The sequence below is a fragment of the Arenibacter antarcticus genome (assembly GCF_041320605.1).
GTDB classification, from domain to species: domain Bacteria; phylum Bacteroidota; class Bacteroidia; order Flavobacteriales; family Flavobacteriaceae; genus Arenibacter; species Arenibacter antarcticus.
This window is the reverse complement of sequence record NZ_CP166679.1, coordinates 1,482,283-1,495,901: the sequence shown is the minus strand read 5'-3', so window position 1 is coordinate 1,495,901 and position 13,619 is coordinate 1,482,283. Positions and strand designations below refer to the sequence as shown.

The window sequence follows — 13,619 nt, the reverse complement described above, 5'->3', positions numbered from 1 at the left end:
GCTGGATACATCCAGCTCTTTTTAAGGTATAAGATTTAGCATATGAATTACGCCTTGGTATTCATCAGCTCCTCAATTTCCGCTACTTCTATAGGGATATTGGCCATTAAATTAAATGGTGCTCCCGTTTCCTGGATTACTACATCGTCTTCCAATCTAATTCCCATTTTTTCTTCTGGGATATAGATTCCTGGTTCTACCGTAAACACCATATTGGCCTTCATAGGTGTTTTTAAAGCCCCATAGTCGTGGGTATTAAGTCCAATATGATGGCTGGTGCCATGCATAAAATACTTTTTATAGGCTGGCCAGTCTTTGTTTTCGTTTTGTACATCGGCCTTATCTAACAATCCTAATCCCAAGAGTTCTGAGGTCATTAACAGACCGACTTCCTTATGGTATTCTGCCCACATGGTTCCGGGGACCAACATGGCTGTGGCATCATTTTTCACCCTTAGTACCGCCTCATAGACTTCTTTTTGTCTTGGGGAAAACCTGCCATTTACGGGAATGGTACGGGTTAAGTCGCTAGAGTAATTGGCATATTCGGCAGCGACATCCATCAACAACATATCACCGTCCTTGCACTCTAGATTGTTTTCTACATAATGTAGTACATTGGCATTGTTCCCCGAAGCGATAATTGGGGTGTAGGCGAATCCTTTAGATCGGTTTCGGATAAATTCATGCAATAACTCCGCCTCAATTTCATACTCCAAAACCCCTGGCTTCACAAAAGATAATAAGCGTCTAAAACCTTTTTCGGTAATATTACAGGCCGTTTGTAGCAGGGCAATTTCTTCAGGCTCCTTAATTCCACGGATTTCCTGTAAAATTGGACTGCTCTTTGCCCATTGGTGCGCAGGAAAATCCTGCTTGCATTTTGCTATAAATCTGTCTTCCCTAGTTTGGGTCTCAACAGCTTGCCTATAGTGCTCATTGGTATTGAAGTAAACCGTGTCTACTTCGGTCATAAGATCAAAAAATACCTTATCAAAATCGCTCAACCAATATATGGTTTCTATTCCAGAGACCTCAGTGGCTTTTTCTTTGGTTAATTTTGCGCCTTCCCAAACTGCTATGTGCGCATTGGTTTCCCTTACAAACAGTACCTCGCGGTGCTTTTTATCGTGAGCTTCTGGGAAAAGCAATAAAATAGTTTCTTCCTGATCCGCACCACTGAGATAAAAAAGGTCTCTATCCTGTTCAAATGGCATAGTGCTATCAGCACCTATAGGGTAAATATCATTGGAATTGAATACTGCAATGCTCTTAGGCTTCATTTGAGCCATAAACTTCTTGCGATTTTTCACAAATAATTGCTGTGGAATTTGCTCGTACTTCATGTGTTGTTTTTTTTTTGGGCATAGCGACTCGCCTGCAGTCTATTGGGGTAAGGAGATTTGTTTCCAATATTCCGAACCAAAAAGTGCAGCAGCCCTCATTATGCATCAGTTTTTAATAGTGTATGCAAATTTAAGAAATAGGATATGCATAATGCCAATTAAGCAGAAATCATTTTAAAAGCGATTCTTTCCTCGATCAAAATTTCAAAATAGCGTATCTTCGCGCTGCAATCTAAAGACCCGTGCAAAGCGGAGTTGAGGTGTTTTTCGACGATCCTGCTTCAGGTGAGTCAGAAGCTAAACTTTAAGGAGATCTTTTTTTGCAACCTGTAATAAACGGCGTGTAAAAGCAGCGCATTTCCTTATAAATTCTAAATTTCGATATGACAAAAAACTTAGTATTTCTCTTTTTCTCATTTATGGATCTGGGTTGGTCCCAAGAAAAAGTTTCGGCAATCACTACCGAGGATTATTTTGAAATATTACGAAAGAACATTACTGGGGAAAAAGCCTTTCAGACCACTTCCTTTGTGTCCCAATTCTGGAGAGTGGTGGGGAACAATGGCTTTGATAAAAGTATTTATAAAGTGGCGGCAGAATTGGAAACTGCTGGCTATGTTCTGGAAGCAAAAGCAACGAATTTAGATCGATTTACGTATAGGATAGAGAAAAGACCTTTGAAGCATCCCACTTGGGAACCTATAGATGCCGAAATTAGTCTAAATGGAGCTGGTTCTCCATTGCTTACTTATGCTACAAATCGCAATATGGTCTACCTAAACTCGGTTTCCACTCCAAAAAACGGTGTTGCAGGAGAAGTGGTATATATAAAGGACTTGGAAGCCTTAAAAACCAGCTCAGTTCAAGGAAGGATAATTTTCACCGATTCTAACCGAGCATCGGAAATATATAAGGAAGGAGTTTTGAATAATGGGGCATTGGGGTTATTTAGTTACAACAATCCTGCTTATTTACTGCCAGAAATTAATACCACTTCAATTCAGTTTCGAAGTCTTTCGCATCATCCTGAGAATAAATGGGCTATTGCCCTATCCTACGAAGCCAAAGAAAATTTAAAATCCGCTATGGAAAAAGGAAGGGTAAAGGCTACGGTGAAAGTAGTCACCAAGATATACCCTTCGGAAGAATTAACCTTGGTTGCTGATGTAAGAGGATCTGAAATGCCGGAAGAGCGACTTGTTTTTAGCGCTCATGTGCAAGAGCCAGGAGCCAATGACAATGCCTCGGGAGTAGGGGCACAATTGGAAATGGCGATAACCACGGCTAAACTGATAGCCTCCGAAACCATAAATGCTTATAGGAGTATTACTTTTCTTTGGGGGGATGAAATAATATCAACCAATCGATATATTACGGATGATGAAGGAAGGGCCAAATCAATAAAATGGGGCATTAGTTTGGATATGGTAGGCGAGAATACTGATAAGACAGGAGGGTCCTTCCTAATTGAAAAAATGCCGGATCCCAGTGCTATTTGGACACGGGGAACCGATGAACATTCGGAATGGGGAGGAAGTGTGCTTAGTCTAGAGGATATGAAACCGCACTATTTAAACGATTATATCTACCATAATTTTAAAAATCAAGGCAAGTTTGCCCAATGGGAAGTGAAAACCAATCCGTTTGAAGGCGGAAGTGACCACACCCCATTCTTAAAAGCCAATATTCCAGGCTTATTGCTCTGGCATTTTACCGATCAATTTTATCATACCGATCAGGATACTATGGACAAAGTGTCCCAAGAAACCTTGAGAAATGTGAGTACAGCCGCTTTAGCCAGTGCTCTTACTCTTGTTAATGGTGACAGTTACACGGCATTGGATATCATTGAGCTCATAAAGGATGCTACAGCCAATCGTTTGGCAGCCGAATTTCTATTGAGTGAAAGTGCCATTAAAAATGGTGCATCTCCGGAAAATGAAGGAAAGATTGTGCAAGCTTGGGCAGATTGGTACTTAAAAACCATTGAAACCACTAGGGATTTGGTTAACCCGGAGAACACGGCCATGGTAGACAAAGCAATTTTATTGGCACGATCTATTATAGAAATGCAGTCTGCCACATTTATATCCGAATTAAAAAAGAAGCAGGGATAGCTGGATCCTACCATATTTTAGGTGAGTTGCCACTTTAGTAGGTCAACAATTTTTTTACCTATGCATTATGGGGCTTTGCACTTCTACTCGGGGGGTCCTCCCTAAAATTAGTTGATGATTAAAAATCATCTCCCTTTATGTATTTGGCTAAGGTACAGTACGTAACTGATACTATGTGGGTCTTAAAGTCCATTTTTAAAACCGTAGTGTAAACGGTTAAGAACACTGTATACTCCAATTAATTTCTTACCTTAATGGGGCCAAAAGTATCCTAAACCATTTTTTTATGAGAGCACTAATAATGGATTACCCATTAACCACCAACACTATTTTGGAATTTGGTAACAGAACATTCCATCATAAAAAGGTGGTCAGTATTTTGCCAGATGGGAGTAGGCATGAGTATAGTTTTAGCGATCTCTATACAAGGTGTAATAAACTGGCCAATGCCCTCACCAAAAAATTAGGTATCAAGAAGGGGGATATGGTGGGAACCTTTGCTTGGAACCACTACCAACATTTGGAGCTGTATTATGGAATTCCTGGAATGGGCGCTATTTGCCATACCATAAACATTAGATTATCTCCTAAGGACTTGGATTATGTTATTAATCATGCAGGGGATACGGTTATTTTCGTAGATGCAAGCCTAGTGCCCCTCTTGGAAAGGATTTTGCCAAAACTAGGGAAGGTAATTAACTTTATAGTGATCAACGCCCCAAAAGGATTTAGCACCACTCTGCCTAATTATATCGATTATGAAGACTTGTTGGCAGATCAATCCTCGGAGTTTCCATGGCCAGATTTGGATGAAAACGATGCTTGTGGGCTATGTTATACAAGCGGTACCACAGGAGTCCCGAAAGGTGCATTGTACTCCCACCGCTCCACCTATCTCCATGCCTTGACCATATTAGGCCCGAACGCCGCAAACATCAGTAATGAGGATACCCTTTTATTGATCGTTCCACAGTTTCATGTGATGGCTTGGGGAGCACCCTATATGTGTCTAATGGCAGGTGCCAATATGGTGATGCCCTCTTCCAATTTAACCCCAGAGGGCATTATTAAAATACTAGTGGAAGAAAAAGTAAATAAGGCAAATGGAGTTCCCACTATTTGGATGGGTGTTTATGAAGCTTTAAAGAGAAATCCTCCAAAAGAAGGTTTGTTGTTGGAAGAATACCATGTTGGAGGTTCGGCATTGCCCATTAGCTTAATTGCGAGTTTTGAAAAGGATTTTGGGATCAAGGGAGTGCACGCATGGGGGATGACGGAAACCTCCCCTCTTGGAACCTTAAGTAGACTACAGTCTAAACACAATTCGATGGCCGATGAGGATAAACTTAAAATTAGAGGGAAACAAGGTATAGAATTTCCCGGAGTAGAATTAAGAGTAGTAAAAGAGGATGGAACTATAGCTCCACGGGATGGATTAACCATGGGCGAGATAGAAGTTAGAGGCGCATGGGTAATTAGATCTTACTTTAAAAGCGATGAACTGGATAGCTTCACCAGTGATGGTTGGTTTAAAACGGGGGATGTGGGCACAATTGACCCGGATGGCTATATGCAGATTACAGATCGAAAAAAAGACCTGATTAAAAGTGGTGGGGAATGGATTTCCAGCGTGGCCCTGGAAAATGCTTTGGTGTCCCATCCCAAAATAAAGGAGGCTGCCGTTATTGCTATTCCAGACAAAAGATGGGTAGAACGGCCCTTGGCTACAATTGTTCTGAAAACTACCGAAGATTCTTTGACAGAGAGGGAGTTGGTCGACTTTCTAGCTAGAGACTTTGCCAAATATCAAATTCCGCAGGATTATATTTTTATAGACGAAGTGCCTAAAACCAGCGTTGGGAAATTTGATAAAAAGGAACTTAGAAGGCGATTCGCAGATGGAAAATTACACTAGGAATCGGTGGTTTTCAGGCTTAGGAAAATATTATATATTTAAATTACATCCTTAACTTTGGGACAAACGAAATCTTGAAAGGACTTTGATTTTAACAGTTCGGAATACTCTTAAATATCGGATTCTTTAAATTCGTTCTAAATATGGTACATAAATTAAACAAAGTTTGTTCATAACTGCATTGTGGATTAGATTTGTAACCAAAACAACTAACAAATGAGTGGATTTTTTAACTCTTCAATTGGCAGAAAGTACGCCATGGCGCTCTCGGCTTTTTTCTTAATGTTCTTTATTGTTCAACATTTTGCCATAAACCTTCTTTCCGTATTTAGTCCGGATGTATTTAATGAAACCTCCCATTTTATGGGTACCAATCCCTTAGTTCAATACGGATTACAGCCGGTATTGCTTTTTGGGGTAGTGTTTCATTTCGTGATGGGTTTTATTTTAGAAATTAGAAATAGAAATGCCCGTGCAGTTAAATATGCTCAAAACAATGGAGCTGCCAATTCTACTTGGATGAGCAGGAATATGATTTGGAGCGGCGGATTTATCCTAGTATTCTTAGTAATTCACTTTTTGGATTTCTGGTTTCCAGAAATCAATACCAAATTTATCCAAGGGGATATGTCCGGATTGCTGGCCAATGGGGAAGGGTATAGGTACTATGAAGAACTTACCCATAAATTTGTCCCTATTTGGAGAGTTGCACTTTACTGTGTAGGATTTATTTTTCTTTCCTTGCACTTGCTACACGGATTTAGTTCTGCATTTCAATCCGTTGGCGCCAATAATAAATACGTAAAAGGATTAAAAGGGTTTGGAAAGGCATATGCCGTATTAATTCCGTTAGGATTTATTTTTATTGCGCTTTTCCACCATTTCAACCATTAATATAATACTACAAATCTATGTCTGTATTGGATTCTAAAGTACCAAAAGGCCCATTAAAGGATAAATGGACGACCTATAAGGATAAAATAAATTTAGTAAATCCCGCTAACAAACGCTCTATAGATGTTATTGTGGTAGGGACCGGTTTGGCTGGAGGTTCTGCTGCGGCAACCTTGGCGGAATTAGGATATAAGGTGAAGGCATTCTGCTATCAGGATTCACCACGAAGGGCACACTCTATTGCGGCCCAAGGAGGGATTAATGCCGCTAAAAATTATCAAGGTGATGGGGATTCTACCTATCGATTATTCTACGATACCGTAAAAGGAGGCGATTATAGGTCACGAGAGGCAAACGTTTATCGTTTGGCTGAGGTATCGGCCAATATCATTGACCAATGTGTTGCGCAGGGCGTGCCTTTTGCACGTGATTATGGTGGTCTACTGGACAACCGTTCTTTTGGTGGAGTACTGGTTTCCCGTACCTTTTATGCAAAAGGACAAACGGGACAGCAATTGTTGTTAGGAGCCTATTCTGCCATGAACAGGCAGATTGCGAGAGGAAAGATAGAGATGTACAACCGACATGAAATGTTGGACGTTGTTAAGGTAGATGGTAAGGCAAGAGGAATTATTGCCAGAAACTTGGTTACTGGTGAAATTGAACGTCACTCTGCACATGCTGTGGTAATTGCATCGGGAGGATACGGAAATGTGTATTTCCTATCTACTAACGCCATGGGTTCTAACGCTACCGCCGCATGGAAAATACATAAAAAAGGAGCGTTTTTTGCGAATCCTTGTTATACCCAAATTCACCCTACCTGTATTCCCCGTTCAGGCGACTATCAATCCAAATTAACATTGATGTCAGAATCCCTGCGTAACGATGGTAGGATATGGGTACCCAAGAATATGGAAGATGTAATGGCCATAAGGGAAGGAAAGAAATTGCCGACCGACTTAAGCGAGGATGAAAGAGATTATTATTTGGAGCGGAGATATCCTGCTTTTGGAAACCTAGTGCCGCGAGATGTTGCATCTAGGGCAGCCAAAGAAAGATGTGATGCCGGATATGGCGTTAATGCAACAGGGGAGGCGGTTTATTTGGACTTTAAATCAGCTATAGAACGATATGGTTTGGAACAAGCCAAAATTCATGGTGTCCTTAATCCTTCTAAAGAAAAGATAACCCAATTGGGCGAAGCTGTAGTGGAAGAAAAATACGGAAACCTTTTCCAGATGTATGAGAAAATCGTAGATCAAGATCCATACAAGACCCCAATGATGATCTATCCTGCTACCCACTATACGATGGGTGGAGTTTGGGTAGATTACAATCTTATGACCACTGTGGAAGGCTTGTACTGTATTGGAGAGGCAAACTTCTCCGATCACGGCGCCAACCGTTTAGGTGCATCTGCATTGATGCAAGGCTTGGCCGATGGATATTTTGTACTTCCCTATACTATTGGGGACTACCTTTCCCACGAAATTAGAACCGGAAAAATACCTACGAATACCCCAGAATTTGATGCTGCGGAAAAAGAGGTAACGGATAAAATCAACTTCTTTATCAATAATAAGGGAACCCATTCCGTGGATTATTACCACAAGAAATTAGGCAAGATTATGTGGGATAAATGTGGTATGTCTAGAAATGCAGCAGACTTAAAGCAGGCCATAGTAGAAATCAAAGCCATTCGCGAAGAATTCTATAAAGAAGTGAAAGTACCGGGCAGTGCCAATGAAATGAATCCTGAGTTAGAGAAAGCAGGTCGTGTGGCAGATTTCTTGGAACTAGGAGAGTTATTTGCTAAAGATGCCCTGATGCGGGAGGAATCCTGTGGTGGACATTTTAGGGAAGAATCTACAGAACTGGATGGAGAGCAAAAAGGAGAAGCCAAACGTAACGATGCGGAATATGCATTTGTTGCCGCTTGGGAATACAAGGGAGAGCCCTCAGACGCCGTTTTGCACAAGGAGGAATTGGAGTTTAATGATATAGAGTTGAAACAAAGAAGTTATAAATAAATAGTATTGAGATCTTAGTAATGAGATATCTCATTACTTAGTACTCATTACTCAATACTTAAAATATGAATCTTACATTAAAAATTTGGAGACAAAAGGGACCGAAGGACAAAGGAAAAATGGTGGACTACCAGGTGACCGAAATTTCGGAGAACATGTCTTTTTTGGAAATGATGGATGTTTTAAACGAACAACTCATCAATAAAGGGGAGGAACCAGTTGCTTTTGATCATGACTGTAGGGAAGGAATCTGTGGTATGTGCTCTATGTACATCAATGGGGAAGCCCATGGTCCAGATAGGGGTGTTACAACCTGTCAGTTGCATATGCGTATGTTTAAAGATGGTGACACCATAACCATTGAGCCGTTTAGGGCCAAGGCATTTCCAGTGATTAAGGATTTGGTGGTTGATCGTAGTTCTTTTGAAAGAATTCAACAAGCAGGTGGTTTTATTTCGGTAAATACCTCGGGAAATACTCAGGATGCCAACGCTATCCCTATCGACAAGCACGCTGCCGATATGGCTATGGATTCTGCTACCTGTATTGGTTGTGGTGCCTGTGTGGCCAGTTGTAAAAACTCCTCGGCCATGTTGTTCGTTGGGGCCAAAGTATCCCAGTATGCCTTGTTGCCTCAAGGTCAGGTAGAAGCTGTAGACCGGGTTAAGAATATGGTGGCACAAATGGACTTGGAAGGTTTTGGTAACTGTACCAATACCGGCGCCTGTGAAGTGGAGTGTCCTAAGGGCATCTCCTTGGAGAATATTGCACGACTAAATCGAGAGTATTTTAAGGCTAGCGTAAAGGGGTAAAACCCAGTCTGTACATAAATAACACATAATCCTAAGCGCCATTGTTCGGCACTTAGGATTTTTTGTTTCAATAGGACATTTCTAACTAACTATTACCTAATTCTTTAAGGTATTTGAACTTAACCTTTAATAGTGTTTTGCTGTTTTAGAGGTCAATAGTTTTACCTTAATTTTCTTTAAGAATATCTAAAAGATAGTCAGAGAGATCAAGAAGTAAATGGGAGAGTTCAATCTTTGGGATATACCGTATTCCGTTTTTGGAAAAGTGAAATTAAAAAGATATATAGGTAGGTTTTGGGCAGGGTAATATCCCATCTTCAATTGCAATATGCTTAATTTAGTATTCTAATAGCAACCCATGTTCCAAAATAAAAATAAATTCTCCTCCAAACTGCCCAATGTAAAGACTACCATTTTCACAACAATGGGGCAATTGGCGCTAGAACACAATGCCTTAAATCTCTCCCAGGGATTTCCCAACTTTGAGCCAGACCCCGAGCTGATTAATCTGGTAACCAAGGCCATGAAGGAGGGATATAACCAATATGCCCCAATGGCGGGGTTAATGGCGCTTCGGGAAGGCATTGCCCAAAAGATGGAAGAATTATATGGCAGAAGCTATGATCCAGATACCGATGTAACAGTGACCGTTGGTGCCACCCAGGCTATTTTCACCATCATTACAGCCTTTATTGGAAGTGGGGATGAGGTTGTAGTACTGAAACCCGCTTATGATTGTTATGAGCCGGCTATTGAGGTAAACGGAGGTATAGTAGTGCCCATCCAATTAGACAATTCCGATTTCAAGGTGAATTGGAAGGAATTCCGCTCTAAACTAACCCCTAGGACTAAGATGGTTATTATAAATACGCCACATAACCCTAGCGGGACTATTTTCTCGGAGACCGATATGTTGCAATTGCAAAAAAGTTTAAAAGAAACAGATATTGTAGTCATTAGCGATGAGGTTTATGAACACATTGTGTTTGATGGGAAATTACATAATAGTGCCGCCAAATATGATGACCTAGGCCAACGTACTTTTATTTGTGGATCGTTTGGGAAAACCTTTCACATTACCGGTTGGAAAATGGGTTATTGTGTTGGTCCGACAGCCTTAATGCGCGAGTTTCGAAAAGTCCATCAATTTAATGTGTTTTGCGCGAACCATGCGGTGCAAAAGGCGCTGGCAATCTATTTGAAAGAACCTGAACACTATTTAGGATTAAACGATTTTTATCAAGACAAACGGGATGCTTTTCTCCATGGCCTAGAAGCTTCCAAATTCAAAATAAAACCATGTCAGGGTACTTACTTTCAATTGTTGGACTATAGTGGTATCTCCCAGGATCCCGATGAGGTGTTTGCCGAAAGATTGGTGCGGGAACATAAAATTGCCAGTATTCCCATCTCTAGTTTTAATACCAAGGGAGTAGACAACAAGCTCTTGCGATTTTGTTTTGCCAAGACTGAGGCAACTTTGGAGAAAGCGGTAGAAATTCTGTGCAAGCTATAGCGAAGTCACATAGGTGTTAAAGGTCCTAACTCATCAGTCAGGCCATTTGCATAAGTTTAACCATATAAGTAGGGGGTATCAGCGCCTAACAGTATACTAAATCAACTACAAAAAGCAAGTGTATTGATTTTAAGATCTTATTCGTCGCATTTCTGACCTAGAACCAGGGTTCATATTCATCCGTTGCCCAGCAAACCGCCCAAATTTATAACTGAAAGTAAGCATAAAATATTGCTCTAATATTTTGCTTTCAGAATCTTGTATAAAGGCTTCAGAAATGGTCCTTACGTACCCATTGTTCTTGCCTAAAATATCATAACCAACCAAAGTGAGGGTTCCTTTGCCTTCCATGAGTTGCATCCCTAGGCCGGCGTTCCAAAAAACAGCATCCCCGTCAAAGGCGTCACCTACCCTGCTGTTATAGCGATAGGAAACCTTATTGGTTAAAAAGGCATCTTTAAAGAAATAAATAGACGTATTTAACTGGAGATTTTGTACAAAGTAAGCATTGTCGTCATACATATCCACATCGTAAATAGTCTTGTTTAACCTATAGCTGTATGAAACGTTAAAATCCACTTTCTTGTCGTAAGCATACCGGAAAGATAGTGAAGGGCTAAGCACAGACGATTGGGCGGTAAGTTTAACATTGTTCTGTAGCGATAAGTTGTTCCTAAAACTTCCATGAAGTCTTAGGTTGATATTCATATTGGTATTCTGACTAAAATAGGTTTTGGTGATGGCCGTATTACCATTGAAAGAATAATCGCCTTGAATATTGGTATACGTAGTATGTTTTATGAGGTCCTCATCGGTAAAGGTGCTATTGATAATTTTGTCATTAACAAATGCGGCTGCAGCACTTCCGGTGATATTGATGTTATTAAAGGCTAGATTATTTTGATATTGAAAGTGCAGATTGTGGTTTACCTCGGGTTGTAATAAGGGGTTCCCTGTGCGGATATGCAATTGGTTGTTTACGTTAGGGACGGGCTGCAATTGGCCTATAGAAGGTAAATCTACATTTTGATCGTAGTTTAGATTAATGTTTTTGTATCCGTTGGGGTCGCTATACCTAATTCTTCCCGAGTAGGTCAGAAAATTAAAGTCGGTCTTAAAATTACGTTCCTCAATAATTTTATCTACGTATTTTCTATAGGTATTGGTGTGACCTCCAGACGCGTCAAAGCGAAAATTTTTAAAGTTGAACCTAAATCCTAATGAAGGCCTAACAGTGGTGGTTAAATAGTTATTTTCAGTGCTTAGAAGTTGATTAAATTCGTCATAGGCGTTTTTTTCGTCATTAAAATCATATACATACTTTTCATTGCTACTATTCCCTATTTGGATCCGATATTTTGGAATGACCCTAAAGCCTGTAAACAATTCCTTATTCCAACTTGTGTTTAACCCTATATTAGTGTTAAGGTTATCTGTTTCACTTATTTGATCTTGTTTATTAATCGTGTTTTTCTTGTGTAATATATTTTCGGAATACTTTTTTCCGCTAGATTGGGTTTTGCCGATATTGGTCGTGAGGCCCAAGTGAAAATATTCTCGGTTATTTCCTATCCTAGGCGTTACATTAAAGTTATTACTAATGTTGTATTGATCTTTTATCTCTTGGTTAGCCGAACTATAGTCGCTTACTAAATCGCCATTGCTTTCCTTGGATTGTGTGGTCTCTTGGTCAAAGGATTCCGAATTGGACACATCAAAATCTGTACTATTGGCAATTTGCACTCTATTAGTGCTCGATTTGCTTTTAGGCTCCAATAAAAATTTTAAATCTAGCTTAGCGTTGTGACTATCAGAATCGGTATTGCTATTTTTTTTAGAATTACTGGTATAGTTTAGATCCGGCAAAAAATTGTCCCGTATTGTTTTTTGTTCATTTTCCCTACTTTGACTACTGTACCTATAATTGCCATTAATTCGTGTTTCATTCCATTTTCCTTTAGAAAAATTAGCTCCCACAAAATCGGATTCCAAATACCCGTTACTGGTATCCGTATCGGGCAGGCTATTAAAACCCTTGGACATATTTATATTGTTGGTTCCGGAAATCACTCCTAATTGTTTTCCATCGATCAACTGAAAAAGGTTGGCATTGGCTTGATATTTTTTGTCTGTACCATAGCCCCCGGCCACATCTCCGAAATAGCCTTTATTTTTTCCTTTTTTAATTTTTAGATTGAGTTCCTTAGTTCCAGAATCCGATTCTTCACCAGTAAATTTTTGTAAGTCCGATTTAAAATCTGTTACCTGAACCTTATCGATCACCAGACTCGGTAAATTTTTAATCGCAATATTTCCGTTTTTTTCTCCAAAAAAACGCATTCCATCAACATTCACGGCCTCTATTTCAATCCCATTATGGGTAATGACACCATCTAAATCTATTTCTATCCCAGGAAGTTTTTTTAGCAAATCTTCCACCTTGTCATTGGGTAAGGTTTTAAAACTATCAGCATTATACTCTACGGTATCCTTTTTCATCAATACCGGTGGCGCCTTCCCAAGTAAGAATACCTCGGTCAGCTCCTCCATCTGTTCAGCTACAATAATATCCTCCAAAATTAACTTATCGTCCTCTGGGACCACAATGTCTATGCTGAAAGGGGTATACCCTAAATGTGCGACTTTAAAAAGCAGCTTGTGCTGCTTCTCCGCATTGATCCTTATAGAAAACGCACCACTTTTATTGGTAATTGCATAAGCCATTGTTATAGAGTCGTTCGTGTTCTGAACAAATACTGTTGCCCCTTCTAGGGCATCTTCATCGGTATTCTGAACCACCCCTTCCAAAATGAATTTTTGACCCATCATGCTGTTCGCTACCAATAAGAATATAAAAAATACTACTGTTCTCAAGCCCTGCCTTTTTAGTTTCAAACCAACATAATTAAAGTGTTGGACTCGATTAATATTAAAAGGTTTAAATTCTATTCCATTCTTTTAATAAAAATGTCAAGATTGTAAAAGT

Annotated in this window: 8 protein-coding genes; 6 read left to right on the top strand and 2 right to left on the bottom strand. The window is 39.9% G+C overall.

Annotated elements, in window-relative coordinates; all coding sequences use genetic code 11:
• Positions 1 to 47: 47 nt before the first annotated feature.
• Positions 48 to 1,346, bottom strand: a complete 1,299-nt coding sequence (locus tag KCTC52924_RS06185; RefSeq protein WP_251807513.1) for an aminopeptidase P N-terminal domain-containing protein — start codon at positions 1,344 to 1,346, stop codon at positions 48 to 50.
• A gap of 383 nt (positions 1,347 to 1,729) precedes the next feature.
• On the opposite strand from KCTC52924_RS06185, the gene KCTC52924_RS06180 reads away from it, so the two are divergent.
• The 6 genes from KCTC52924_RS06180 (at position 1,730) to KCTC52924_RS06155 (ending at position 10,633) form a co-directional block, all read left to right on the top strand.
• Positions 1,730 to 3,463: a M28 family peptidase gene (locus tag KCTC52924_RS06180; protein ID WP_251807514.1), complete on the top strand. Its 1,734-nt coding sequence runs from the start codon at positions 1,730 to 1,732 to the stop codon at positions 3,461 to 3,463.
• Positions 3,464 to 3,749: 286 nt separating this feature from the next.
• Positions 3,750 to 5,378 carry a long-chain fatty acid--CoA ligase gene (locus KCTC52924_RS06175; RefSeq protein ID WP_251807515.1) on the top strand — a complete coding sequence of 543 codons (1,629 nt, stop codon included), beginning with the start codon at positions 3,750 to 3,752 and terminating at the stop codon, positions 5,376 to 5,378.
• 216 nt (positions 5,379 to 5,594) lie between these two features.
• Complete coding sequence (locus tag KCTC52924_RS06170) at positions 5,595 to 6,272, top strand: succinate dehydrogenase cytochrome b subunit (RefSeq protein WP_251807516.1); 678 nt, start codon at positions 5,595 to 5,597, stop codon at positions 6,270 to 6,272.
• A gap of 17 nt (positions 6,273 to 6,289) precedes the next feature.
• The gene (locus tag KCTC52924_RS06165; RefSeq protein ID WP_251807517.1) at positions 6,290 to 8,305 is read left to right on the top strand and encodes a fumarate reductase/succinate dehydrogenase flavoprotein subunit; all 2,016 of its coding nucleotides are present in this window, start codon (positions 6,290 to 6,292) and stop codon (positions 8,303 to 8,305) included.
• A gap of 65 nt (positions 8,306 to 8,370) precedes the next feature.
• On the top strand, positions 8,371 to 9,117 hold the full coding sequence (locus KCTC52924_RS06160) for a succinate dehydrogenase/fumarate reductase iron-sulfur subunit (protein ID WP_251807518.1): 747 nt from the start codon (positions 8,371 to 8,373) through the stop codon (positions 9,115 to 9,117).
• Between the two features lie 358 nt (positions 9,118 to 9,475).
• Positions 9,476 to 10,633 (top strand): methionine aminotransferase, encoded by a 1,158-nt coding sequence (locus KCTC52924_RS06155; protein ID WP_251807519.1) that lies wholly within the window; start codon positions 9,476 to 9,478, stop codon positions 10,631 to 10,633.
• A gap of 129 nt (positions 10,634 to 10,762) precedes the next feature.
• Here the strand turns inward: KCTC52924_RS06155 and KCTC52924_RS06150 are convergent, their stop codons facing one another.
• Positions 10,763 to 13,507 (bottom strand): outer membrane beta-barrel protein, encoded by a 2,745-nt coding sequence (locus KCTC52924_RS06150; protein ID WP_251807520.1) that lies wholly within the window; start codon positions 13,505 to 13,507, stop codon positions 10,763 to 10,765.
• Positions 13,508 to 13,619 lie beyond the last annotated feature (112 nt).

Bases quoted from the DNA above. Each gene is read 5' to 3' on its own strand.
- KCTC52924_RS06185 (WP_251807513.1), bottom strand. From the start codon at position 1,346: ATGAAGTACGAGCAAATTCCACAGCAATTATTTGTGAAAAATCGCAAG.
- KCTC52924_RS06165 (WP_251807517.1), top strand. From the start codon at position 6,290: ATGTCTGTATTGGATTCTAAAGTACCAAAAGGCCCATTAAAGGATAAA.
- KCTC52924_RS06175 (WP_251807515.1), top strand. From the start codon at position 3,750: ATGAGAGCACTAATAATGGATTACCCATTAACCACCAACACTATTTTG.
- KCTC52924_RS06170 (WP_251807516.1), top strand. From the start codon at position 5,595: ATGAGTGGATTTTTTAACTCTTCAATTGGCAGAAAGTACGCCATGGCG.
- KCTC52924_RS06155 (WP_251807519.1), top strand. From the start codon at position 9,476: ATGTTCCAAAATAAAAATAAATTCTCCTCCAAACTGCCCAATGTAAAG.
- KCTC52924_RS06160 (WP_251807518.1), top strand. From the start codon at position 8,371: ATGAATCTTACATTAAAAATTTGGAGACAAAAGGGACCGAAGGACAAA.
- KCTC52924_RS06180 (WP_251807514.1), top strand. From the start codon at position 1,730: ATGACAAAAAACTTAGTATTTCTCTTTTTCTCATTTATGGATCTGGGT.